The 22,294-nt window shown below is 68.8% G+C and carries 23 protein-coding genes, 1 tRNA gene and 2 pseudogenes; 16 read left to right on the forward strand and 10 right to left on the reverse strand.

Annotation, left to right across the window (positions count from 1 at the left end; genetic code table 11):
- Positions 1–18: 18 nt before the first annotated feature.
- The 3 genes from ACQ86G_RS06105 (at position 19) to ACQ86G_RS06115 (ending at position 2,675) form a co-directional block, all read left to right on the forward strand.
- Entirely contained in the window at positions 19–786 is a 768-nt protein-coding gene (locus ACQ86G_RS06105; protein WP_431259763.1) for a hypothetical protein, read from the forward strand.
- A gap of 103 nt (positions 787–889) precedes the next feature.
- Positions 890–1,762 carry a PEP-CTERM sorting domain-containing protein gene (locus tag ACQ86G_RS06110; RefSeq protein WP_431259764.1) on the forward strand — a complete coding sequence of 291 codons (873 nt, stop codon included), beginning with the start codon at positions 890–892 and terminating at the stop codon, positions 1,760–1,762.
- Between the two features lie 43 nt (positions 1,763–1,805).
- A complete protein-coding gene (locus tag ACQ86G_RS06115; protein WP_431259765.1) occupies positions 1,806–2,675 on the forward strand; it encodes a PEP-CTERM sorting domain-containing protein in 870 nt (289 codons plus the stop codon).
- Here ACQ86G_RS06115 and ACQ86G_RS06120 read toward each other — a convergent pair.
- The 3 genes from ACQ86G_RS06120 to ACQ86G_RS06130 form a co-directional block, all read right to left on the reverse strand.
- Positions 2,665–3,063, reverse strand: coding sequence for a type II TA system antitoxin MqsA family protein (locus ACQ86G_RS06120; protein ID WP_431259766.1), 399 nt, complete (start codon positions 3,061–3,063; stop codon positions 2,665–2,667). The genes ACQ86G_RS06115 and ACQ86G_RS06120 overlap by 11 nt on opposite strands.
- Positions 3,064–3,234: 171 nt before the next feature.
- Entirely contained in the window at positions 3,235–4,119 is an 885-nt protein-coding gene (locus ACQ86G_RS06125; RefSeq protein WP_431259767.1) for a DMT family transporter, read from the reverse strand.
- 161 nt (positions 4,120–4,280) lie between these two features.
- Complete coding sequence (locus ACQ86G_RS06130) at positions 4,281–4,913, reverse strand: LysE family transporter (protein ID WP_431259768.1); 633 nt, start codon at positions 4,911–4,913, stop codon at positions 4,281–4,283.
- A gap of 177 nt (positions 4,914–5,090) precedes the next feature.
- Between ACQ86G_RS06130 and ACQ86G_RS06135 the strand changes: the two genes are divergently transcribed.
- From ACQ86G_RS06135 to ACQ86G_RS06175, 9 genes and pseudogenes are all read left to right on the forward strand, one after another.
- The gene (locus tag ACQ86G_RS06135; RefSeq protein WP_431259769.1) at positions 5,091–6,545 is read left to right on the forward strand and encodes a sodium:solute symporter; all 1,455 of its coding nucleotides are present in this window, start codon (positions 5,091–5,093) and stop codon (positions 6,543–6,545) included.
- A gap of 78 nt (positions 6,546–6,623) precedes the next feature.
- Positions 6,624–7,505 (forward strand): hypothetical protein, encoded by an 882-nt coding sequence (locus ACQ86G_RS06140; protein ID WP_431259770.1) that lies wholly within the window; start codon positions 6,624–6,626, stop codon positions 7,503–7,505.
- A gap of 66 nt (positions 7,506–7,571) precedes the next feature.
- A complete protein-coding gene (gene radA, locus ACQ86G_RS06145) occupies positions 7,572–8,930 on the forward strand; it encodes a DNA repair protein RadA (protein WP_431259771.1) in 1,359 nt (452 codons plus the stop codon).
- 187 nt (positions 8,931–9,117) lie between these two features.
- Positions 9,118–9,525 (forward strand): hypothetical protein, encoded by a 408-nt coding sequence (locus tag ACQ86G_RS06150; protein WP_431259772.1) that lies wholly within the window; start codon positions 9,118–9,120, stop codon positions 9,523–9,525.
- 50 nt (positions 9,526–9,575) lie between these two features.
- Positions 9,576–10,499, forward strand: a complete 924-nt coding sequence (locus ACQ86G_RS06155) for a branched-chain amino acid transaminase (protein WP_431259773.1) — start codon at positions 9,576–9,578, stop codon at positions 10,497–10,499.
- A 68-nt stretch (positions 10,500–10,567) separates the two neighbouring features.
- Positions 10,568–10,786 carry a zinc-finger domain-containing protein gene (locus ACQ86G_RS06160; RefSeq protein WP_067279675.1) on the forward strand — a complete coding sequence of 73 codons (219 nt, stop codon included), beginning with the start codon at positions 10,568–10,570 and terminating at the stop codon, positions 10,784–10,786.
- Positions 10,787–10,850: 64 nt separating this feature from the next.
- Entirely contained in the window at positions 10,851–11,312 is a 462-nt protein-coding gene (locus ACQ86G_RS06165) for a YybH family protein (RefSeq protein ID WP_431259774.1), read from the forward strand.
- Between the two features lie 11 nt (positions 11,313–11,323).
- Positions 11,324–12,327: pseudogene (locus ACQ86G_RS06170) on the forward strand (YheT family hydrolase).
- A 59-nt stretch (positions 12,328–12,386) separates the two neighbouring features.
- Positions 12,387–12,926, forward strand: coding sequence for a DUF2946 family protein (locus tag ACQ86G_RS06175; RefSeq protein ID WP_431259775.1), 540 nt, complete (start codon positions 12,387–12,389; stop codon positions 12,924–12,926).
- Between the two features lie 104 nt (positions 12,927–13,030).
- On the opposite strand, the gene ACQ86G_RS06180 is transcribed toward ACQ86G_RS06175, so the two are convergent.
- Positions 13,031–13,639, reverse strand: a complete 609-nt coding sequence (locus ACQ86G_RS06180) for a c-type cytochrome (RefSeq protein WP_431259776.1) — start codon at positions 13,637–13,639, stop codon at positions 13,031–13,033.
- A gap of 286 nt (positions 13,640–13,925) precedes the next feature.
- Between ACQ86G_RS06180 and ACQ86G_RS06185 the strand changes: the two genes are divergently transcribed.
- From ACQ86G_RS06185 to ACQ86G_RS06200, 4 genes are all read left to right on the forward strand, one after another.
- Positions 13,926–14,000: transfer RNA gene (locus ACQ86G_RS06185), tRNA-Arg, on the forward strand.
- Between the two features lie 237 nt (positions 14,001–14,237).
- A complete protein-coding gene (locus tag ACQ86G_RS06190) occupies positions 14,238–14,813 on the forward strand; it encodes a hypothetical protein (RefSeq protein WP_431259777.1) in 576 nt (191 codons plus the stop codon).
- Positions 14,803–15,099 carry a hypothetical protein gene (locus ACQ86G_RS06195; RefSeq protein WP_431259778.1) on the forward strand — a complete coding sequence of 99 codons (297 nt, stop codon included), beginning with the start codon at positions 14,803–14,805 and terminating at the stop codon, positions 15,097–15,099. The genes ACQ86G_RS06190 and ACQ86G_RS06195 overlap by 11 nt, the downstream gene beginning before the upstream one ends.
- 51 nt (positions 15,100–15,150) lie before the next feature.
- Positions 15,151–16,176, forward strand: coding sequence for an NAD-dependent epimerase/dehydratase family protein (locus ACQ86G_RS06200; protein WP_431259779.1), 1,026 nt, complete (start codon positions 15,151–15,153; stop codon positions 16,174–16,176).
- Here ACQ86G_RS06200 and ACQ86G_RS06205 read toward each other — a convergent pair.
- From ACQ86G_RS06205 to modA, 6 genes and pseudogenes are all read right to left on the reverse strand, one after another.
- Positions 16,163–17,716 (reverse strand): methyl-accepting chemotaxis protein, encoded by a 1,554-nt coding sequence (locus tag ACQ86G_RS06205; protein ID WP_431259780.1) that lies wholly within the window; start codon positions 17,714–17,716, stop codon positions 16,163–16,165. The genes ACQ86G_RS06200 and ACQ86G_RS06205 overlap by 14 nt on opposite strands.
- Before the next feature lie 141 nt (positions 17,717–17,857).
- Positions 17,858–18,148, reverse strand: coding sequence for a hypothetical protein (locus ACQ86G_RS06210; protein ID WP_431259781.1), 291 nt, complete (start codon positions 18,146–18,148; stop codon positions 17,858–17,860).
- Between the two features lie 17 nt (positions 18,149–18,165).
- A complete protein-coding gene (locus tag ACQ86G_RS06215; protein WP_431259782.1) occupies positions 18,166–19,899 on the reverse strand; it encodes a hypothetical protein in 1,734 nt (577 codons plus the stop codon).
- A 126-nt stretch (positions 19,900–20,025) separates the two neighbouring features.
- Positions 20,026–20,708: pseudogene (locus ACQ86G_RS06220) on the reverse strand (sulfate/molybdate ABC transporter ATP-binding protein).
- The gene (gene modB / locus ACQ86G_RS06225; protein WP_431259783.1) at positions 20,705–21,373 is read right to left on the reverse strand and encodes a molybdate ABC transporter permease subunit; all 669 of its coding nucleotides are present in this window, start codon (positions 21,371–21,373) and stop codon (positions 20,705–20,707) included. The pseudogene ACQ86G_RS06220 and the gene modB overlap by 4 nt, the downstream one beginning before the upstream one ends.
- Positions 21,374–21,418: 45 nt before the next feature.
- Positions 21,419–22,186: a molybdate ABC transporter substrate-binding protein gene (gene modA / locus ACQ86G_RS06230; RefSeq protein ID WP_431259784.1), complete on the reverse strand. Its 768-nt coding sequence runs from the start codon at positions 22,184–22,186 to the stop codon at positions 21,419–21,421.
- Between the last annotated feature and the right edge of the window lie 108 nt (positions 22,187–22,294).

Raw genomic sequence — 22,294 nt, forward strand, 5'->3', positions numbered from 1 at the left:
ATCGATGAGGGAGAGGACATGTTCAAGGCATTGCGGATCCTGATCCTGCTCGGGATCCTGTTGACGGTGGCGCTCACCACGCTGGTCAGCCGCTGGCAGGCCCAGTCCTGGAAGCGGCCCCAGGTCGTGACGCTGTATCCGATCAACGCGTCCGGCGACGCCGTGACGGACCTCTACCTGGAGCGGCTGGACGCCGCCGCCTTCGCGGGCCTGGAGCCGTATTTCCGGCAGGAGGCGGCCCGTTACGGCGTGCCCCTGTCGCAGCCGGTGCGGATCGTGCTGGGCAGCCGTGTCCACGTCGCGCCGCCGGCGGTGCCCCGGGACGGCGGGCCGCTGTCGGCCATCTCCTGGAGCCTGCGCATGCGCTGGTGGGCCTGGCGAAAGACGCCGCCGAGCTCGCCCGCGCCCGACGTGAAGCTCTTCCTGATGTACCACCCGCCGGATTTCGCCGGCGCGCTGCCGCACTCGATCGGGCTGGAGAAGGGGCGGCTCGGCCTGGTGCACCTGTTCGCGACGAAGGCCCAGCAGGCGCAGAACGAGGTCGTCATCGCGCATGAGGCGCTGCACACCTTCGGCGCGACCGACAAGTACGACCCGTCGACGCTGGCACCGATGTTCCCCGAGGGTTTCGCGGCGCCGCGCCAGGAGCCCCGGTACCCGCAGACGGCTGCCGAGCTGATGGCCGGCCGCATCCCGGTGCGGGAGGGCGAACTGCGGATCCCTTCGGGCCTGGGCGAGACCGCGGTCGGTCCGGCGACGGCGGTCGAGATCGGCTGGGTGAAGTAACCGGGCGTGTCATCGGCGTTGTGCGCCCCTCCATTCGAGGGGGTGCGTCGACGCTTTGCAAACCTGACATGGTGAGAATCCGACCCGAGAGGGAAGGAACTCCATGAACAAGAAGATCGGCGGGCTCAAGCTCGCGTTGGCCGCGCTCGTGGGTGCGATGCTGAGCCCGGTCGCCATGGCGGCGGTGACGGTGACGCTGGAGGGGAGCTACACCTTCGGGTCACGAACCATCGACTGTCCGGCCGCGGCCACCGACTGTTCGCCGTACACGACCGCCATCTTGTTCGGCACGCCGATCGCGTACAGCCAGACCTTCACATTCGAGTTCGGCGTTTCGCCCGGGCAATTGCCGTCCTATACCTCTCGGACCACGGTCACAGACCCGTCGACAGGTCGCGACATGGACCTGCTCTACTTCTCGCAGCGTTACGCGAATCTGGTCAGCTCGGATCTGTCGAGTTCCCAGGTGCCGGCGGCACCCGCAACGGTCTTCAACCCTGTCGCGGGCACCCTCGGTTCGACCGTGAGCGTCACCAACGTGGCGCGACGTGCCCGCTCGGTCGACGCCTGGAGCGACACCGGCGAAGTGGTCAGCGCCGCGGAATCTTTCAGCCTCCACAGCAGTGAGGACGGCGAGACACCCGGCGGGGCCAGCTTCGAGCGCAGCTTCTCTCTCGGGGCAGGCGGGCCATTCGCCGCGCTGGCGGCGACGGATTTCAACCGCGCGGAATCGAGCGCGTATTTCCTCGAGCAGTTCCAACGACTGGGCAGCTGCGCAGGCTGCCTCTCGCTGAACTACCGCGACAGTTACTGGCTGGCGGACGGCAGCTACAGCACGACCACCTTCGACGGTCGCGCCCACATCATTTCCATCGTGGAATCCGCCTCGGCCGTGCCGGAGCCGTCGACCTACGCGCTGATGCTGGCCGGCGTGGCCGCCATCGGCGTCGCGGTGCGCCGGCGCAAGGCCGCTTGAGGGCCGACGACGAATCACGACAGACCCCAGGGAGAGGAAAGCAATGAAGATGCGCTGGATGGCCGCCCTCGTGGGCGCGATGTTGAGCCCGGTCGCGATGGCGACGGTGACGGTGACGCTGGAGGGGAGCTACACGTTCCAGTCCCAGGTCGTCGACTGTCCGCCGACGGAGACCGATTGCTGGGCGCACTCGACCGAACTGAATTTCAGTTCACCGATCACGCTCACGCACACCTTCACGTTCGAGTACGGCCTTTCTCCGAATGCCGTGGAGTACAGCTCGAGCAGGTCGACGTCGCTGGACCCATGGACGGGGCGCGAACGGGAGCGACTGAGTTTCACGCAGCGGTACACGAACACGAGCAGCCTGGACATGTCGACCTCGCTCGTGCCGACGGCGCCGGCGTCGGTGACCAATCCCATCGGGGTCGATCCGGGCGCGACGGGAGATGTACGCAACATCGTCCAGCGTTCGCGATCCGTCAGCAGCTGGACCGACACCGGCGAGATCCTCGGCGCCAATGAGGGATTCAACGTCTACAGCGGGGTGATCTGGTCGAACCCCGACGGCAGCGCGTTCGTCAACGAGATGAACCTGGGGCTGAGCGTGCGCTTCCCGGCGCTTGCGGTGTCGGACTACAACCGGCCCGAATCCACGAGCTACTTCTTCGAAGAGCTGTCTCGCCTGGGGACTTGCGAGGACTGCCTCAGCCTGCGTTATCGGAGCGCCTACTGGCGGGCGGACGGCACGTATGGCGAAGCCCTGGTGCTGGGTAACGCCCGCATCATTTCCATGGTGGAGAGCGCCTCGGCCGTGCCGGAGCCGTCGACCTACGCGCTGATGCTGGCAGGCGTGGCGGCCATCGGCGTCGCCGCGCGCCGCCGACGCGCCGCTGACACGATCAAGCCCTGATCTCCTCCAGCAAATCCGGGTGCCGGTCGAGCAGCCTCAGCAGTTTGATCAACGCCAGCGGCGGTTGCGTCTTGCCGGTCTCGTATCGGGAGAAGGCGTTCACGCCGCCACCGAAGATTTCACCGGCCTCGCGTTGATCCAGCGCAAGCCTCTTGCGGACCTCCGCGATGAAAGACGGATCGACTTGCGAGGCGTTCACCTGTTTGGAGAAGGCACGCACTGCCTTCATGACGCGACCAGACTCATCCATGTCCAGGGTGACTTCGTCGCACGATGGGCAGAAGTCTCCGGTGACCGCAGGAATGGTCGTCGACACGCCTTTGTAGACATGCTTCAGATCGCGGGTGTCGCGCATCGTCCTCGCGAATCCGCAGGCCGGACATTTCATTTCACAACTCCTTGAATGGGGCCTCTGCCCCTCCGTCATCGAAGGCGAAGCTTGTGATCGAACGAGAAGAGTGCCCTTGCGATTCCGCAATACCTGGCGCCAGTTCCCGCTTCAGCGGGAAACCATCAGCGCGGTATCAGGAAGGACTTCGAACCGGATGAGAACATCCGATCACCGCTGCGGCCGTGTCGCCACGTAGATGCTGCCCAGGCAGAGCACCATGCCGGCGAGCGCCAGCATCGTCGGCCGCCAGCCTTCGAAGATCGCCGAGATCCCCAGCGCGATCACCGGGATGACCACGCCGGTCAGCGCGGCGCGCGCCGTGCCCTGGCGCTGTGCCAGCTTGAAGTACAGGACGAAGGCGAACACCGAGCCGAACACCGCCAGGTACAGCAGGCTGAACACGTACGACGGCGTCCACGCGAAGTTCAGGCCCTGCCCCGTCGCCACCGAGGCGGCCAGCAGGAAGATCGCGCCATATCCCATGCTCCACGCCAGCACCGGCACCAGCGCCAGGCCGCGGCGGGTCAAGGTCAGCGTCAGGACGTTGCCGATGACTGCGGCCAGCACCGCCGCCAGGCCGATCGCCAGACCGTAGGCCGCCGTCGGGCGGGCGCCGGTCGAGGCGATCTCCGGCCAGAAGATCATCACCACCCCCGCCACCGCGCCCGCGGACGCCGCCAGGAATCGGCCCGTCACGCGTTGCGCGAAGAAGATCCGCCCCGTCAGCGCGTTGCCGAACACCATCAGGCAGAACAGCACCGCCACCAGCCCGCTCGGGATGTGGCGTTCGGCCTCGTAGACGGAGAAATAGTTGCCGCTGTACTGCACGATCCCCGTCGCCAGCATCAGCCCGTGCGCCGACCACGGCAGCTTCAGCGACAGCTTCTGCCAGCGCGCGAAACCCGCCAGCATCAGCGCCGCCAGACCGAATCGCCAGCCGACCGAGTTCAGGATCGGCACGCCCGAGGCGAGCTGATACAGGATCACATGCCAGGTGCTGGCCCAGATCAGCGTCGGGCCCCAGAACAACCAGCGGTCGGAAACGGTGGACATGATGTGCGGTGGCGATCTGTACCGGCCGCCCGCGCGAGGGCGCATTCAGCGGGCCGGTGGAAACGACGAGGCCGCCCTGTTGGGGGCGGCCTTCGGAGGGAGCGACCGCCTCTGGCGGGTCGCTCAGGAGAAGCCGGATGGCGGCGTTCCGGACCGGCGCCTCAGTCGGCCGCCTTCTTGAAGGTGGCCAGCAGCGCGCCGGCGGCGACGAACAGCGATCCGAAGATCCGGTTCATCGCCTTCAGGTGGGATTCGGAACGCAGCGCCCGCAGCACGCGCGCCGCGAGCAGCGTGTAGCCGGCCATCACGACGGCGTCGGTGAAGGCCAGCGTCGCGCCGATCACCGCGTACTGCTGCGGCAGGCTGTGGTGCAGGTTCAGGAACTGGGGGACCACGGCCAGCAGGAAGACCGTCCCCTTGGGGTTCACCGCGTTGATGCCCCAGCCGCGCAGGACCAGGTCACGGCGCGAGACCTGCCGGCCTTCGGCCTGTTCCGCCACCAGCGGCTTGGCCGGCGAGCGCCATTGCTGGATGCCGAGGTACACGAGGTAGGCCACGCCCGCCCACTTGACCACCGCGAACGCCTGCTCGGACGCCGCGATCAGCGCGCCCAGCCCGGCGCCGACCACCACGATCTGGGTCAGGATGCCCAGGATCAGGCCCATCGTCATGAAGTAGCCGCGCTGGAAGCCGTGATTCAGCCCGGCGCTCATCGCCGCGATGGCACCCGCGCCCGGGGACAGGCTGATGGCCCAGGAGGCCGCGAAGAACCCCAGCCAGACTGACAACTCCATGATCGACTCCTTCGAAGAGCCGAGGTTGTAGCACGACGCCCTTCACGCCGACGAAGGTCAGGGAATGGGCGGCGAACGGAGGGGGATGGGCGGGAGGTGGGCGGGGGATGGGCCGGTTATGCCCGCTGCCACATTCGGAATGCCGCTCCCGTGGCGGCGCTCCAATAATCCCGCGCCATGTCCGCCTCCGTCCTGCTCGCCGTCGTCGTCGCCTACTTCTCGCTGCTGCTGGGGGTGGCCTGGTGGACCTCGCGCCGCGCGGACAACGACAGCTTCTTCATCGGCAACCGCAACAGCCACTGGGGACTGGTCGCCTTCGGGATGATCGGCACCTCGCTCTCCGGCGTGAGCTTCATCAGCGTGCCGGGCTCGGTCGGCGCCGGCGCGTTCAGCTACTTCCAGATCATGATCGGCCAGTTCGCCGGCTACGCCGTCGTGGCCTTCGTGCTGCTGCCGCTCTACTACCGGCTCAATCTCAGCTCCATCTACCGTTACCTCGGCACCCGCCTGGGCGTCGCCGCCCACCGCACCGGCGCCGGATTCTTCATCCTGTCCCGCACCCTGGGCGCGACCGCCCGCCTCTACCTCGTCGTGCGCATCCTGCAGGACCTGGTGCTGGCCCAGAACGGCATGCCGTTCTGGCTCAGCGCGCTGCTGGTGCTCGTGATGATCCTGCTCTACACGCTGGAGGGCGGCGTCAAGACCATCGTCTGGACCGACACCCTCCAGACCACCGGCATGCTGGGCGGCCTGGTGATCTGCGTGGTGTTCCTGCTCCACGCGCTGGGCCTGGACCTGGCCTCCGGCTGGTCGACCATGCGCGCGGCCGGCCTCGCCGACGTCTTCGTCACCGATCCGATGAGCGCCTCGCACTGGGCCAAGCAACTGCTCGCCGGCGCGGCCATCGCCGTCGCGATGACCGGCCTGGACCAGGAGATGATGCAGAAGAACATCTCGGTCAAGCGCCTGGCCGACGCGCAGAAGAACATGATGGTGATGGCGGCCATCATGACCGTCGTGGTGCTGCTGTTCCTGTTCCTGGGCGGCCTGCTCACGATGTATGCGCAGCAGCAGGCCATCAGCGCCCACGGCGACCGGTTGTTCCCCGCCGTCGTGATGGGCCACCTGCCCGCCTGGGTGCAGCTGATCTTCGTGGTCGCGCTGATCTCGGCGCTGTTCCCGAGCGCCGACGGCGCCATCACCGCGCTGACGTCCAGCACCTGCATCGACCTGATCGGATTGCAGGAACGCCGCGACTGGGACGAGGCCCGCCAGCGCCGCGTCCGCAAGGCGGTGCACCTCGGCTACGCGGGGTTGTTCCTGCTGCTGACGCTGGGATTCCGCTGGCTCGACGACCCGAGCATGGTGTCCCTGATCCTCAAGCTGGCGGGCTACACCTACGGGCCGCTGCTGGGGCTGTTCGCCTTCGGCATCCTGACGACGCGGACCCTGCGGGCGGGCGTCCTGCCCTGGGTCGCGCTGGCGGCGCCGGCGCTGTGCTGGGTCGTCGACGCCCACCAGGCGACCCTCTTCGGCCACTACCGGATGGGGCTGGAACTGCTGCTGGTGAACGCCGCGCTGACCTTCGCCGGGCTGTGGGCGGGTTCGCGTTCTCCGATGGACCGGAGCTAGCGTTCCGCAGCGGCGGACTGACCCTCGCCCGCTATCCTGGGACGACGTGCCACGCCGCACGCTCCGCCGCCGCCGCCCATGTCGCACGCCCATCGCGCCCATCACGTCTCGAAACCCCCGTCGTTCGCCCAGCGCCAGCACGCTCGGCTGCGCTGGGTCGAGGACCTGAGGCGCCAGCTGCGCAGCCGATTCCTGCTCCGGCTGCATGTCTTCGTCATTGCGATGCTGATGTTCGGCGCGCTGATGCTGGGCGGCGCGGGGCTGCGGGCGATGGGCGTGGAGACGCTGGCCTGGCGCTACGCACTGCTGCTGCCGGCCAGCTACCTGCTCTACCTGGGCCTGCTGCGCGTATGGGCGCGGGCGTTGCTGCGTCACGACGGGTCGCCGCTGGACGGCACGCCGGACCTGCTGGACTTCGGCTCCCAGCTCGCCGGCAATCTGGGACGCGGACGTCCCTCCGTGCCGTTCCGCAGCGGCGGAGGCGGCGATTTCGGTGGCGGCGGGGCGTCCGGAGATTTCTCCACAAGCGCATCCACATCCTTGTCCACCGACTTGCCCACACCCTTTTCCACAGCTTGTCCATCGAACTTGTCCACAACCGGCGACGCGCTGGGCTCGGCCAGCGATGCGATCGGCGGACTCGACGAGGGCCTGGTCATCGCCGTGCCCATCGCGCTGATCCTGGCGACCGGCGCGGCGCTCGGCTTCTGCGTCTTCGGACTGTTCGGCGTGGACGTGCTGCTGGCGGTCTCGGTCGAGGTGGCCCTGGCCAGCGTCGCCGGTGGCATGGCCTGGCGGCACTTGAGCGAAGGCGGCTGGTGGCGATGCGCGGTCCGGCGCACCTGGGGACCGGCGCTAGGCCTGCTGCTGGTGGGCGTGCTGCTGGGTGCCGCCATCGATCACTGGATGCCCGCCGCCGATTCGCTGCCGCACGCCTGGCAACTGGTCCGGGTGAAGTGATCGCCGCAGGCGGCTCCTGAGCGGCTCCTGCCGCGAGCGGGTCGGACCGGCGACGACAATCGGCCCATGGCCACCCAGAAATCCCACTACGTCTGCTCCGAATGCGGCGCCACCAGCGCCAAGTGGCTGGGCCGCTGCCCGTCCTGCAGTGCCTGGAACACCCTCGTCGAGACCGCCGCCGAACCCGCCGCCGGCAAGAACCGCTTCCAGGCGCTGGCCCGCAGCCAGCCCGTCGCGACGCTGTCCGAGATCGAGGCCCGCGACTTCGAGCGCACGCCGACCTCGCTCGAGGAACTGGACCGCGTGCTGGGCGGCGGCATCGTCACCGGCGGCGTGGTGCTGATCGGCGGCGACCCGGGCATCGGCAAGTCGACGCTGCTGCTGCAGGCGGTGGACGCGCTGTCCCGCCAGATGAAGGTGCTCTACGTCACCGGCGAGGAATCCGGCGCGCAGGTCGCGATGCGTTCCCGCCGCCTGGGCCTGGACGGCTCCCAGGTGCGCGTGCTGGCCGAGATCGGCCTGGAGAAGATCCTGGCCACCATCGAGGTGGAGCAGCCCGACTTCTGCGTCATCGACTCCATCCAGACGATGTACTCCGAGCAGCTGTCCTCGGCGCCCGGCTCGGTCGCGCAGGTCCGCGAATGCGCCGCGCAGCTCACCCGCACCGCCAAGTCCGGCGGCTGCGCGATGGTGCTGGTCGGCCACGTGACCAAGGAGGGCGCGCTGGCCGGGCCGCGCGTGCTGGAGCACATCGTCGACACGGTCCTCTATTTCGAGGGCGACACCCACAGCAGCTACCGCCTGGTCCGCGCGATCAAGAACCGCTTCGGCGCGGTCAACGAGATCGGCGTCTTCGCGATGACCGAGAAGGGCCTGAAGGGCGTCACCAATCCGAGCGCGATCTTCCTGTCCACGCACGGCGAGCCGGTGCCCGGCTCCTGCGTGCTGGTCACGCTGGAAGGCACGCGGCCGCTGCTGGTGGAGCTGCAGGCGCTGGTCGACGGCGGCGGGCCCAGCCCGCGCCGGCTGTCGGTGGGCCTGGAGCGCGACCGCCTCGCGATGCTGCTGGCGGTGCTGCACCGGCACGCGGGCGTCGCGACGATGGACCAGGACGTCTTCGTCAACGCCGTCGGCGGCGTGCGCATCAGCGAGCCGGCCGCCGACCTGGCCGTGCTGCTCGCCATCCAGAGCTCGCTGCGCGGCAAGCCGCTGCCCAAGGGCTTCTTCGCCTTCGGAGAGGTCGGCCTGGCCGGCGAGGTCCGCCCCGCGCCGCGGGGCCAGGAGCGGCTGAAGGAAGCCGCCAAGCTGGGTTTCTCGATCGCCGTCGTGCCGCAGGCCAACGCGCCGAAGAAACCGATCGACGGCCTGACGGTCCACCCGGTCGCCCGCATCGAGGACGCCATCGAGATCCTGCGCGGGTTGTGACAGGGCAGGTCCCGGCGCCGATGCCAATGCCAATGCCAACGCCGGCCCTGGCGTCGGCGCGGGCAACGGCGCAGGCGACAGCGGCATCCGCAATCGCCACACCCGCCGCCGCCGCGGCCCGACGACAATCGCGGGTTCGGTCCCACCCGGGCATCCCCCTTCGGCACCCCCTTCGGAGTTCCCCCGCATGAATCGCCTCGTCGGCATCCTCCTCGCCCTCGCCGCCATCGTCCTCGGCACCTACTTCTTCGGCTGGAAGGGCGCCGTCCTGGGCACCTCCGCCGTCATCTTCTACCTGCTGCTGCAGTTCTCGCAGCTGATGCGCGTCATGCGCACGGCGCAGCGCTCGCCGCTGGGGCACGTGTCGAGCGCGATCATGCTGAACTCGAAGCTGCACGCCGGGATGAAGCTGATCGACCTGATCCGCATGTGCAAGTCGCTCGGTGTGAAGGTCGAGGAGCACACCTACCGCTGGACCGACACCGGCGGCGACGCGGTGGACGTGGTCATGGACAAGAGCGTGGTCACGCGATGGACGCTGATCCGCGCCCAGGCGCCCGAATCGGCCGCCCCCGCCGACACACCGGCCGCATAAAATCCCGACTTCGCAGCACCCGGCCCATTCGCGGCCGCAAAGGAAGACCCATGTCTCTGGACGATCGCGACGGCAAGATCTGGATGGACGGCGAGCTGGTGGACTGGCGCGACGCCAAGATCCATGTGCTGACCCACACGCTGCACTACGGCTGCGGCGCCTTCGAAGGCGTGCGCGCGTACCAGACCGACAAGGGCACCGCGATCTTCCGGCTGCGCGAGCACACCGAGCGCCTGTTCAACAGCGCCAAGATCCTGCGCATGAAGATCCCGTTCTCGATCGAGCAGGTCGAGGCAGCGCAGAAGGCGGTCGTCCGCGAGAACCAGCTGGCCAGCTGCTACCTGCGTCCGCTGACCTGGATCGGCAGCGAGAAGCTGGGCGTCAGCCCCAAGGGCAACAAGATCCACCTGATGGTCGCCGCCTGGGCCTGGGGCGCCTACCTGGGCGAGGAAGGCCTCAAGCGCGGCATCCGCGTCAAGACCAGCAGCTACACCCGCCACCACGTCAACATCACGATGACGCAGGCCAAGACGGTGTCGAACTACACCAACTCGATCCTGGCCAACATGGAAGCGACCGAGGACGGCTACGACGAGGCGCTGCTGCTGGACGCCTCGGGCTTCGTGTCCGAGGGCGCGGGCGAGAACCTCTTCATCATCAAGAACGGCGTCGTCTACACGCCGGACCTGTCGGCGGGCGCGCTCAACGGCATCACCCGCAACACCATCTTCGCGATCTGCCAGGACCTGGGCCTGCAGCTGGTCGAGAAGCGCATCACCCGCGACGAGGTCTACATTTCGGACGAGGCCTTCTTCACCGGCACCGCCGCCGAAGTGACGCCGATCCGCGAACTGGACCGGATCGAGCTGGGCAGCGGCAGCCGCGGCCCGATCACCGAGAAGATCCAGTCGGCCTTCTTCGACATCGTCAACGGCCGCAATCCCAAGTACGCCCACTGGCTGAGCGTGGTCTGAGCGGGCGGCCGTCGCCGACCTCCCCGACCCCGGACTGCCAGCCTCCGCAAGCTTTCAAGAACAAGATCATGAGCGCCAACACCACCACGCCCAAGGCCACCGTCGAAGTCACCGCACAGGACCTGCAGGGTCCGGGCGTCGTCTTCTGCCCGAATCCCAAGATGCCGCTGTGGAGCAACCACCCGCGCGTCTTCATCGACCTGAGCCACACCGGCGAGGGCGCCTGCCCGTACTGCGGCACGCTGTACAAGCTGAAGGCCGGCGAGCACCTGCCCTCCGGTCACTGAGCCGCGATGGTCGACGGCATGGTCGTCGGCCCTCGCCCGCTCCCTTGAACAAGGAACGAGACCCATGGTGCGCAAGCCTCAGACCGCCCTGCTGCTGGCCTCTCCGGAGGACACCGAAGCGCAGTTCTACGAGGCCTTGCAGGCCGGCGACCTGGAACGGCTGATGGCCGTCTGGGGCGACGAGGACGAGGTCTGCTGCGTGCATCCCGGCGGCCCCCGCGTCGTCGGCGCAGCGGCGATCCGGGCGAGCTTCGAGCAGATCTTCGCCAGAGGTGCTATCCCCGTCCACCCGGAGTGCCAGCGCAAGCTGGTCAACGGCGAGACGGCGATCCACCAGGTGCTGGAGCGCGTCGAGATCACCGACGAGGACGGCGTGCAGAGCGCGTGGGTCGTCGCCACGAATGTCTACCTGAAGACGGCGCTGGGCTGGCGCATGGTCGCGCACCATGCCAGTCCGGGGACGTCGCAGGACGTGAAGCAGGAGCTGTCGATCGTGTCCGCGGGCGCGCCGACGACGCTGCATTGAGAGGGTTGTCCATGCAGTACCAGGCACCTCCCTGGTTGCCCGGAGGTCACGCGCAGACGATCTGGCCCGCGCTGTTCGCGCGACGCTACGAAGGCCCACCCCCCAGTTCCGCCGCGAACGCTGGTCGACGCCGGACGGCGACTTCGTCGACGTCGAGCACCTGGTCGATCCCGCCACATCAGCAGCAACGGGAACGGACGCGGCGTCCGCGCCCGCCGAACGGCCGTTGCTCGTGCTCTTCCACGGCCTGGAAGGCTCGGTGGACAGCCAGTACGTGCAGGCCTTCGCCGCCGTGGCGCAGCAACGGGGCTGGGCCTTCGCGATGCCGTACTTCCGGGGTTGTTCGGGCGAGCTCAATCTCGCGCCGCGGGCCTATCACTCCGGCGACTACACCGAGATCGGCTGGATGCTGGAGCAGCTGCGCGCCGCGCACCGCGGGCCGATGATCGCCGTCGGCATCTCGCTGGGCGGCAACGCGCTGCTGCGCTGGGCGCAGGAGGCCGGCGAGAGCGCGTCGTCGACCGTCCAGGCCGTCTGCTCGGTCTGCTCGCCGATCGACCTGACGGCGGCCGGCCACGCGATCGGCAAGGGCTTCAACAAGCTGGTCTACACGCGCATGTTCCTGCGGACGATGATGCCCAAGGCGATGAGCAAGCTGAAGCAGCATCCGGGTCTGTTCGACGCCGAGCGGATGCGGCGGGTGCGCAACCTCTACGAGTTCGACAACATCTTCACCGGACCGGTGCACGGTTTCCGGGACGTCGACGACTACTGGCTGCGCGCGTCGGCCAAGCCGCACCTGGCGCGGATCCGCATCCCGGCACTGGTGCTGAACGCGCGCAACGATCCGTTCGTGCCGGCACACAGCCTGCCGGAGCAGAGCCATGTCGGCGCGCACGTGACGCTGTGGCAGCCGCGCGAGGGCGGGCATGTCGGGTTCCCGTCGGGCCGGCCGCCCGGCCATGTGCGCACGATGCCCGAGCGCGTGACCGACTGGCTGGCGACGCGGCTCTGAGCCGTGCGCACGGAGCCGCATCGGCCCGCCTTGCGGACCACGACCGGAAAGGAATGCTCATGGACGCGATCGTCGAAGCGGCGCTGAAGAAGTGGCCCAACGTGCCGCACTGCTACGGCTGGCTGGCGCTGGACGCGCGCGGCGACTGGTACATGCGCGACGAGCGCATCCAGGCCGCCGGCCCGTTCCCGGCGGTCAAGGGCAGCCGCATCGTGCACGACAAGCTGATCGGCTTCATCGAGCGCAACTACGCCTCGGACGACCAGGGTGCCTGGTTCTTCCAGAACGGCCCGCAGCGGGTCTACGTGCAGCTGGAGGTCGCGCCCTGGATCTGGCGGCTGCAACCCGACGGCCGCGTCCTGAGCCACACCGGGCGCGAGGCCCAGGTCGCCGTCGCCGTGCTGGATGAGCAGGACCGGCTGTTCCTTGAGACCGATCTGGGGTTCGGACTGGTCCACACGCAGGACGTGGGCCTGGCCGCGGACGCCATCGAGTCGGGGCGCTGGCCGCTGGGCGAGGCCACGCACAACGAGCTGATCCTCCTGCACGAGGTGGTGCTGACGCCCGTCGACCCGAAGGCGGCATCGGGCAAGGACTGACCCTCCTTGGAGGAACGGTGGTGCGGATCCGGACGGCCGCTCACCCGATCGCCCACGAAAAAGCCGACCCGCGGGCCGGCTTTCGTGTCTGTGGGGCGCGAGGCTTACTGCGAAGCGCCGGAGGCCGGAGCGGCGGGAGCCGAAGCGCCCGCATCGGCGCCCGAAGCAGCGGCTGCGGGCAGCTTGGGCTCGTCGAACTTGGCACCGCCCTGGTTGGCCATGTAGACCACGGCGCGGGAGATCTCGAAGTCGCTGAAGTCGCCGCCGCCCTGCGGGCCCATGTTGCCCTTGCCCTTGAGGGCGGAGTGCACCAGGGTGTCGAAGCCGGACTTCACGCGCGGGCCCCAGGCGTCGTGGTCGCCGAGCTTGGGGGCGCCGGCCGCGCCGGTGGCGTGGCAAGCGGAGCACTGGGCCTGGAAGACCTGCTCGCCGGACTTCATGGCGGCGGGGTTGGTCAGGTCCTTGAGCTCGATCGAGCCCACGGGCTGGATGCGGGCGGCGACGGCCTCACCCTCGAGGCCGGTGCCGCCGGCGCCCGGCTTGATCTCGCTGGACACGTAGTTCGCGAGCATCACGATGATCACGATCGGAATGACGAAGGCGAAGAAGACCGCGACGATCAGCTGCTTGGGGGTCTTGATCGGGCCCTCGTGGGCGTCGTGTCCTTCGGCGTGCGTGTCCTGGGCGTTGGCGTGGTCCTGGGTTCCGCTCATGAATTCCTCGTGGCTCGAATCGACTACGGCAGAAAGCGAATCCGGGTTTCTGAGGGGGTGTCGGATGACGGACCGCCCTGGGAAAACCGGACCGGGGAACAGCAAATCGGCGCAGTATAGCCAGCCCCCTGCCGCCCCACCCTGGGGCTTTCGTCAAGGTCGGCACGTTGGTGGGGCAGGTGTTGCGCGAGGGTCGCGCAGGTGTTCGCGATGGTGCTGTTTCGACCGGACGCGTGGACTCGGGTCGAGGAGGGTCAGAAGAAGGCTAGAATGCGCGCTTCCCGCGGCGACCGTGGTGAAGTGGATATCATTGGGCCCTCCGAAGGCTTAGTCGCAAGTTCGATTCTTGCCGGTCGCACCAGAATACCGAGAAGCCGGTTGTCACGAACGTGGCAACCGGCTTTCTGCTTTCTGTCGCCGCACGACGCGATCCCCCATCGGCGGGCGCACCGACACGCAAAATCGCTCACGCGGATGCCGCCATTTGTGCGATTGCTCCGCGAAGGGATTTCCCTAAAGTTCCTCACCTCTGCTCCAGGGCGACCGCCAGGTCTGCACCTCGCTGGAGCTGGCTTCACGCCCGCCAAGAGGTCTTCGGATGGAACTGCTCAAAGAGAACTGGATCAGGCTCGCCTACGGCGCGGCCAGCGTCGGCATCGTGTGGGCCGCGTATCACTTCCGCATCCAGGTCCTGTCCGACAAGGACACCTTCGACCGCTTCAGCTACATCGGCGGTGTCGCGACCTTCATCGGTCTGCTGATCACGGTGTGCGAGGTGCTGCAAGCCATCAGCATCTCCAAAGGGATCCGCGCCGAGGCGCGGGCGCTCCTCGCTGAGGCACGGAAGGTGGATCGTGCAACCCTCTTCAGCGAATGCCTGCTGATGATCGATCGCATCAACGATGACGTCATCGACAAGCGCTTCGGAACCGCCCTGCAAGGCCTCCAACAAGTTCGACGCTCATTCCTCCGCGCAGCAATGCCGAGCACCAGTCCTGAGGCGCTGTCCGGAAAGCTCGCGGAGGTTGAAGAACTCTTGCAGGAGTCGGTTCGAGCAGCCGCCACGGCATCCCGCTCCAAACGAGGCTCAGTCGAGATTCAACAGGCGCTCCTGGCCGCCAAAGAGATCCTTGAACAACTCATTTCTGGAAGGACTGCGAACCATGTTCCCTGACAAGATCCGACGCTTCGTTTCAAGGCTCCTCCAACGTACCGAGGCCGGTGAGATCCCGTGGGAATATGACCTGTTCGACGCGGTCGCCTGGAAGGAAAAAGACTTCGCGGTCTCCCTCCATTACTCGTTCAACGGCCGGGAGGACTGCGGCGTCTTCCGTTTCGTCTATCGGGATGCGCAAGGAAGCGATTTTGAGTTCTTCACGAACAGCGACAGCGCCGACTACCCGTTGACGAAGCATCTGTTCGACAGCGCCCAGGCGACCAAGATGGAACTTCCGTTCTGACGACCGGCGAGGCGGATACTGGTCCGTCCACAGGTCCATCGAAGGCTCGCCATGCGCCTCCTCATCCTCGGCGGCACCGTCTTCCTCGGTCGCCACGTCATCACCGCCGCGCTGGCGCGCGGCCACACGGTCGCCATGCTGAATCGCGGGCGGCACGGGGCGGGTCTGTTCCCCGAGGTCGAGCGCCTCATCGGCGATCGCGACGGCGACATGAGCGCGTTGCGCGGCCGCACGTTCGATGCGGTCATCGACTGCACCGCATTCAACCCGGCGCAGGTCGAGCGCACCGTCGCCGCACTCGACACGGGCGCACCGCATGTGGTGCTCGTGTCCTCGATCTCGGCATACGGCGTGTTCCCGCCGCATCGCGTCTTCGATGAATCGACGCCACTCGCTGAAGGCAGCGAAGGCTACGGGCCATTGAAGGCCCGTGCCGAAGAGGCGCTCGCGAACGCCCTGCCCGACCGGCACGCGGTCGTGCGCCCGGGCCTGATCGTCGGCCCGCATGATCCGACGGGTCGATTCACGTACTGGCCGACGCGCGTCGCGCGCGGCGGGGAGATCCTCGCGCCCGGACGGCCCGAGCGGCCGGTGCAAGTCATCGATGTCCGCGACCTCGCCGCGTTCTGCCTGAAGCTTGCGGAGTCGCGCGCCACCGGCGCATTCAACGCGGTGGGCCCCCGCCTGACGATGAAGGCGTTGCTCGAGGCCTGTGCGAAAGCGGCGCCGGACAGCGACGCCCGCTTCACCTGGAAGCCGGATGCCATGCTGCTCGTGCTCGGGGTCGCGCCGTGGACCGGGTTGCCGTTGTGGCTGCCCGAAGAGGATCCGGCCTTCGGTGGCATGCTGCTGGGCGACGCGTCCCGCGCCGTTGCCGCGGGCCTCACGACCCGCCCGATCCAGGACACGGTCACCGACACGCTGGCCTGGGCCGACTCACCGCGGGAGGCGGACTGGGACGCCGGCAAGCAGGTGGCGACGCTGGCGCCGGCGCGCGAGGCCGAGATCCTCGCCGGCCATTCCGCCACGGACCGACCGGGCGGTCCGGGCGGCTCCGGCCACCTCAGGTCAACCTGAACACCGCGATCGCCGTCGACAGTCGCTTCGACTGATCCTTCAGACTCTCCGCCGCCGAGGCCGCCTCCTCGACCAGCGCGGCGTTCTGCTGCGTCATCTGGTCCAGGTGACCCACCGCGGCGTTCACCTGGTTGATGCCGTCGCTCTGCTCCTGCGAAGCCGCGCGGATCTCGGCAATGATGTCTGTCACGCGCTGCACGCTGGTCACGATGTCGTTCATCGTCGTGCCCGCGTCGCTGACCAGGCGCGAGCCCGATTCCACCCGGTCCACGCTGGTGGCGATCAGCGTCTTGATCTCCTTGGCCGCCTGCGCGCTGCGCTGCGCCAGCGAGCGCACCTCGCTCGCCACCACCGCGAAGCCCCGGCCCTGCTCGCCCGCCCGCGCCGCCTCGACAGCCGCGTTCAGCGCCAGGATGTTGGTCTGGAAGGCGATGCCGTCGATGGTCCCGATGATGTCGGCGATGCGCCGCGAGCTGTCGCTGATCTCGCCCATCGTCGCCACGACCTGGCCCATGACCGCGCCGCCGCGCTGCGCCGTCTCCGCCGCGGAACCCGCCAGCTGATTTGCCGTCGTCGCCGCGTCCGCCGTCTGCCGCACCGTGCCCGTCAGCTGCGTCAGCGACGCCGCCGCCTGCTGCAGGTTGGACGCCGTCTGCTCCGTGCGCGCCGACAGGTCCATGTTGCCGGTGGCGATCTCCGCGCTCGCCGTGCCGATGCTGTCCGTCGATCCGCGCACCTCGCCGATCAGGCGCACCAGCGCGCCTTGCATCTCGCTCAGCGACCGCAGCAACTGACCGGTCTCGTCGCCCCCCGTCGTCTCGATGCGGCCGGTCAGGTCGAAGCGCGCGATCGCGTCGGCCACTTCCGCCGCCTGCGCCAGCGGACGCGTGATCGACCGGGTCAGCCACACCGCCAGGGCCCCACCCGCCGCAAGCGCGACCAGCCCGAACACCACCAGGGCGGTCCGCGCCCGTGCATTGGTCTCCGCCAGCGCCTTCAGCGACGTGTCGAGCTGATCCCGCTGCTGCTGCGCGATCACGCGGATGCTTTCCAGATAGGCCGCCGCGGCCGGCTTGAACTGCTCGTCGAAGAGCTGCTTCGCCCGCGCCGGGTCACCCTGCTTCTTCGCCTCGGTGATCGTGTCGCGCACCTTGATGTAGGCCTTGCGCAGCTCCGCCACGCGATCGAAGGCGGCGCGTTCCTCCGGCGAGTCGAGCAGCTTGTCCAACCGGGCCTGCAGCTCGCTGGAGGACTTCGTCGACTCCGCCGCCTGTTCGGCGAAGAAGGTCGCCAGGGCCGGGTCCGCGCTCACGGCGATCGCCGTCGTGCGCGTCCCGCCGTTGAAGACATTGCGGTACCAGTCGGAGGCCACCCGCTCGGTGACGATGGTCTCCTGGTACATGGCCTCCGTCTGCGCCGCCACGCGGCTCAGTCCCAGATAACCCATCGCGGATCCGATCAGCGCAATCACCAGCACCAGGGCCTGGACCAGCCCCAACCGTCGGCCGATGGATCCCCGGACGTTCTTGTCGGACATCATGTTCGTTCTCCTCGACACCGGCCCGAAGGGAGATCGGACCGCGATGCGGCGCGATGTTGTCATCGGTACCGTACACCGATATCAAGCCGCCGTTAAGTCGTGTCGGCCCCGTGGCAGGCGGGGCAGCGGCGTGGGCGATCTTCAGATCCGAGGCATCAGGCGCACCTGCGGGATCGGCTTGAGCGAGCCCAGGTCCAGTGTGCGCGGCTGGCCCGACAGCTTGTGCGGCGTCGCCGCGCCGAGCCCGTCCAGGCCGGTGAGGAAACGGGCCGCCTCGGCCCGCAACGCCGACGAGCGCTGGTAGCGCGTGTCGGTGTCGAGCAGCACCAGCCAGTCCGCCAGCGTTCCCGTTCCCGTTCCCGTTCCCGTTCCCGCGGCCGCTCCCGCCCCTGATCGCATCGCCGAGACCAGCCCGACCGTCGCCGGCTGCATCGCGCCGAGGAAGGTCGTCAGTCGGGCGCGCCGGTGGCTCTCCCAGCCCGCGCCCCCTCGGCCCCCAAGGGATGGAAACGCGCGATCAGCCGCTCGGCGGCCAGGCCGCCCGCCTCCGCCAGCGCGGCGATCGTGCCGGCGGGCATCGTCAGGTTGAGCCCGCCCTCGTCGGCCCGCTGGCTGATCTGGACGATGCGGTCGCGGAAGCCCGGTGTCGGGAACAGGATCTCGTCGCGCCAGTTCTGCATCGTGCCGACGATGCTCCACAGGAAGCCGGTCAGTCCCGCCAGCGGCGCCTTCTCCCGCGCGTCCGGCGCGCGTTGCTCCCAGCCGTCGACAAGGTCGGGCTCCGGCCAGTAGCGCAGGCGGCCGCCCCGGTCATCCTCCGGAAGGTAGGTCCGTCCGCTGTCGTTGCCCGGCCCCTCGGGCTCGATCGCATGGTCCGGATGCGGACGCTTCAGGTTGACCGCGAAGGTCGGATGCCGTGGCAGCATCGCGTCGAACAGATGCAGCGGCATGTTGCTGCCGATGCCGCCGTCGGAGAACCAGATCCGGGTCGCGCGCAGTCTCAGGCGGCGGCGTTCCTCGGCCGTCGCCGCGGCGCGCACCGCGGTCTGCGTGCGCTGGTTGGCGGTGCGCGACCAGTCCACCGCGTACAGCGGCACCGCCGACAGCAGCAGCGGGAAGCTCAGGCTCATCCGGATCGCGACCACCACCGGCAGGTCGCCATGGCGTGGCAACGGGTGCAGTTCCCGGCCCTGGGCACTCTCGATCACCGGGCCGTCATGCCCCTGGCCGAACGGCGCCGCCAGCGCCGCCATCACCGCCGGCGGGAACAGCCGCGACCACTCCAGCGGGTCGTAATAGAACATCGGCGTCCCCGATCGGAACGGGATGCTGTAGACCATCTGCTGGCTGACCGCGCTGGTGATGACCTCGAGGTGGATGCGGCGCGTCGCCGGATCCGGCCCCCACAGGTCCCCGAAGCTCAACGGCGGTCCATCGACGCTCTTGCCGGCCAGCTCATTGAAGTAGCCGTGCAGCCAGTCGGTCAGCGCGGTCTGTCCGCCCTGCCCCGTCTGCCCTGTCACCCCCATCTGCCCCATCTGCCCCATCTGCTTCGTCTGTCCGGGCTGCGTCAGGCCGCTGCACAGGCCGTAGCCGTTGTCCCGGAGTCCGCGAAGCAGGCTTCGGGTGAAGAGCAGCAGAACCACGCCCATCACGGCCGCGGTCAGGAGCGCGGCGAACACGGCCAGTCCCACGAGCGCAGCCACTGTCGTCCACGGGCCGGACCCGCTGTCCGGCATGAGCAGCCGGGCATACGGCACCAGCAGCACCGCGCCGGCGCCGGCCATCGCGAGTGCCACGAGCCCATGCATCGCCACCATGCCGGCGAGCACCGACGCCACCGCCGCGCCCGCCGGCTTCCCGAGCGCCCGCGTCAGCACCTCGAAATGGCGGCGCAAGGCGGGGACCGGTTGGAAGAGCGTGAACAGCCGGCTGCGACCGGGGCCAGGTCTTGCGCCCGACGATCCGGTCTCCGGCGACCCGGCGCCGAGCTCCTCCGGCAGGCGGGCCAGTCGCTCGAACGCGCCGGCGTGGCCGCGCTGGCGGCCGAACTCCGCCGCGGCGCTGGCCCCGGCCGCGATCGCGCCCGCCGAGGTGCCGCCGATGTTCTTGAACCGGTATCGATCGGACAACCCGGCCACCAGCCGCGGATAGATCACGCCGCTGGTGACACCGCCCTTCATGACGAGGTCGCAATGACTGACCCCGTCCGCCTCCGGACGCCGGCTCCGGGCCGGAGCCTCCTCTGACTGCCTCATGCCGTCGCTCTCCATGACGCCCGATTCTCAGGGCACGGAGGGCAGGTGCTGTCAGGATCGTTCCGGTTCGACGTCGCGCACCTTGCCGTCGCGGAGCACCACGCGGTGGTCGCCGAAGCGCGCCACATCCTCGGGGTCATGCGTGATCATCAGCATCGGCATGCCGATGCGCTCGAGCAACGTGTCGAGCTCCGCCCGCATGCGGCCGCGCAGGTCCGGATCGAGGGCAGAGAACGGCTCGTCGAGCAGCAGCGCGCGCGGCTCGTTCACCAGCGCCCGGGCCAACGCGGTGCGCTGGCGCTGCCCGCCGGACAGTTGATGCGGCCGCTGCTGCGCCACGCGTTCCAGCTCGAAGGCCTGGATCCAGCGGTCGACCGCCTCGCCGCCGTCATGGCGCGACGGATTCCGCCAGCCGCGCTTCAGCCCGAAGGCGATGTTCTGCCGCACCGTCAGCTGCGGAAACAGCGCATAGTCCTGGAACAGGTAGCCCAGCCGTCGCTCGCGCGCCGGCATGTCGATGCGGGACGCACTGTCGAACACCGGATGGCCGTCGACGTAGATCGTCCCTTCGTCGGGTTTCAGCAGACCCGCGATCGCCTGCAGCGTCAGGCTCTTGCCCGCGCCCGACGGCCCATAGATCACCGTGCGCCGGGCGTCGGTGCTGAAGGCCACGTCGAGCTCGAAGCTTCGACCGCCCCCTCGACCCGCTTGCGGATCCGGACCTCGAAGCTCATGCCGTGCTCCTCGGGCCGGCCAGCCGTCCGGCGACCAGCAGCACCACGATGCAGGTCAGCGACACGATCAGCACCAGCAGGTTCGCGGTGTCGTCCTGCCCGGCCTGCACCGCCTCGTAGACCGCCACCGACAGCGTCTGGGTCTTGCCCGGGATGCTGCCGGCGACCATCAGCGTCGCGCCGAACTCGCCCAGCGCGCGGGCGAAGGCCAGCAGCACGCCGGCCAGCACGCCGCGCCACGCCATCGGCAGCGTCACGCGGAAGAACAGCGCCCATTCATCCAGGCCGAGCACGCGACCGGCGCGCTCGAGCTGCGGGTCCACGCCTTCGAACGCGGCGCGCGCCGACTTCATGACCAGCGGGAAGGCGACGATGGTCGCCGCGATCACCGCCCCCTGCCAGGTGAAGATCAGGTTGATCCCGAAGGTGTCCCACAGCCAGGCGCCGAGCCAGCCGCGCTTGCCGATGACGACCAGCAGGTAGTAGCCGAGGACGGTCGGCGGCAGCACCATCGGCAGCGTCAGGATGGCGTCCAGCAGCTCCCGGCCCGGGAAGCGCAGGCGCGCGAGCGCGAAGCCGGCGGCGACGCCGAGCACCAGGTTGAGCGCGGTGGCCCAGCCGGCGACCTTCAGCGACAGCGCGAGCGCGATCCAGGCGGATTCCACGGGGGACGGCGCTCCTCAGTCAGACCTCGTCAGCCGGTCTGCGGCTCAGGGCTTCTGGAAGCCGTACTTGGCCAGCACCGCCTGGCCGGCGGCCGAGGCGACGAAGTCCAGAAACTGCTTGCCGCCGTCGGCATTCGCGCCGCCGTTGGTGACGGCGATCGGGTAGGAGATCGGCGTCTCGGTCGGCACGCTGAACAGGATGCGGACCTTGTCCTTCAGCACGAAGGCGTCGGTCGCGTAGACGAAGCCGGCCTCGGTCTCGCCACGCGACACGTAGTCCAGCGCCTGACGCACGTTCTGCGCAAAGACGGCCTTCGGCTCGATGGCGGTCCACAGGTTGGCCTTCTCCAGCGCGGCCTTCGTGTAACGGCCGGCGGGCACGCCTTCCGGCTTGCCGATGGCGATGCGCTTGACGGCGGGCTGCTGCAGCTCGGCCAGCGACTTCAGCGCCACGCCGTTCTCCACCGGCGTGATCACGACCAGCGCGTTGCTGACGAAGTTGCGACGCGAGCCCTCGACCAGCAGCTTCTGCTGCTGGGCCTTGTCCATGGTTTCCTGGTCGGCCGATGCGAACACGTCGACCGGCGCGCCCTTGGCGATCTGGGCGAGCAGTGCGTCCGACGCGGCGAAGTTGAACTGCACCTTCGTGCCGGGGTGCGCGGCCTCGAAGGCCGGTGCCAGTTCCTTGAAGGCGTTGGTCAGGCTGGCGGCGGCGGAGACGGTCACGTCGGCGGCGTGCGCGAGGCCCGCGGCCATCAGCGCGAGGGTCAGCACGGCGGCGCGGCGGGCGAACTTGAACGGGGTCGGACGCATGGCGATTCCCTCGAAGGATGGACACGAAAGTGGCCGCAATATATCCCAGGATATTGCGAAGGACGCTGCTCGAACACGGGCCTGCCCGCCACGCGCACGAGCGTCACT

Source organism: Roseateles chitinivorans, assembly GCF_050632145.1.
Lineage (GTDB): Bacteria > Pseudomonadota > Gammaproteobacteria > Burkholderiales > Burkholderiaceae_C > Roseateles > Roseateles chitinivorans_B.

Excerpts from the sequence above, each read along its gene's own strand:
- ACQ86G_RS06105 (WP_431259763.1), top strand. The coding sequence starts at position 19 with ATGTTCAAGGCATTGCGGATCCTGATCCTGCTCGGGATCCTGTTGACG.
- ACQ86G_RS06110 (WP_431259764.1), top strand. The coding sequence starts at position 890 with ATGAACAAGAAGATCGGCGGGCTCAAGCTCGCGTTGGCCGCGCTCGTG.
- ACQ86G_RS06115 (WP_431259765.1), top strand. The coding sequence starts at position 1,806 with ATGAAGATGCGCTGGATGGCCGCCCTCGTGGGCGCGATGTTGAGCCCG.
- ACQ86G_RS06120 (WP_431259766.1), bottom strand. The coding sequence starts at position 3,063 with ATGAAATGTCCGGCCTGCGGATTCGCGAGGACGATGCGCGACACCCGC.
- ACQ86G_RS06125 (WP_431259767.1), bottom strand. The coding sequence starts at position 4,119 with ATGTCCACCGTTTCCGACCGCTGGTTGTTCTGGGGCCCGACGCTGATC.
- ACQ86G_RS06130 (WP_431259768.1), bottom strand. The coding sequence starts at position 4,913 with ATGGAGTTGTCAGTCTGGCTGGGGTTCTTCGCGGCCTCCTGGGCCATC.
- ACQ86G_RS06135 (WP_431259769.1), top strand. The coding sequence starts at position 5,091 with ATGTCCGCCTCCGTCCTGCTCGCCGTCGTCGTCGCCTACTTCTCGCTG.
- ACQ86G_RS06140 (WP_431259770.1), top strand. The coding sequence starts at position 6,624 with ATGTCGCACGCCCATCGCGCCCATCACGTCTCGAAACCCCCGTCGTTC.
- radA (WP_431259771.1), top strand. The coding sequence starts at position 7,572 with ATGGCCACCCAGAAATCCCACTACGTCTGCTCCGAATGCGGCGCCACC.
- ACQ86G_RS06150 (WP_431259772.1), top strand. The coding sequence starts at position 9,118 with ATGAATCGCCTCGTCGGCATCCTCCTCGCCCTCGCCGCCATCGTCCTC.
- ACQ86G_RS06155 (WP_431259773.1), top strand. The coding sequence starts at position 9,576 with ATGTCTCTGGACGATCGCGACGGCAAGATCTGGATGGACGGCGAGCTG.
- ACQ86G_RS06160 (WP_067279675.1), top strand. The coding sequence starts at position 10,568 with ATGAGCGCCAACACCACCACGCCCAAGGCCACCGTCGAAGTCACCGCA.
- ACQ86G_RS06165 (WP_431259774.1), top strand. The coding sequence starts at position 10,851 with ATGGTGCGCAAGCCTCAGACCGCCCTGCTGCTGGCCTCTCCGGAGGAC.
- ACQ86G_RS06175 (WP_431259775.1), top strand. The coding sequence starts at position 12,387 with ATGGACGCGATCGTCGAAGCGGCGCTGAAGAAGTGGCCCAACGTGCCG.
- ACQ86G_RS06180 (WP_431259776.1), bottom strand. The coding sequence starts at position 13,639 with ATGAGCGGAACCCAGGACCACGCCAACGCCCAGGACACGCACGCCGAA.
- ACQ86G_RS06190 (WP_431259777.1), top strand. The coding sequence starts at position 14,238 with ATGGAACTGCTCAAAGAGAACTGGATCAGGCTCGCCTACGGCGCGGCC.
- ACQ86G_RS06195 (WP_431259778.1), top strand. The coding sequence starts at position 14,803 with ATGTTCCCTGACAAGATCCGACGCTTCGTTTCAAGGCTCCTCCAACGT.
- ACQ86G_RS06200 (WP_431259779.1), top strand. The coding sequence starts at position 15,151 with ATGCGCCTCCTCATCCTCGGCGGCACCGTCTTCCTCGGTCGCCACGTC.
- ACQ86G_RS06205 (WP_431259780.1), bottom strand. The coding sequence starts at position 17,716 with ATGATGTCCGACAAGAACGTCCGGGGATCCATCGGCCGACGGTTGGGG.
- ACQ86G_RS06210 (WP_431259781.1), bottom strand. The coding sequence starts at position 18,148 with ATGCAGCCGGCGACGGTCGGGCTGGTCTCGGCGATGCGATCAGGGGCG.
- ACQ86G_RS06215 (WP_431259782.1), bottom strand. The coding sequence starts at position 19,899 with ATGAAGGGCGGTGTCACCAGCGGCGTGATCTATCCGCGGCTGGTGGCC.
- modA (WP_431259784.1), bottom strand. The coding sequence starts at position 22,186 with ATGCGTCCGACCCCGTTCAAGTTCGCCCGCCGCGCCGCCGTGCTGACC.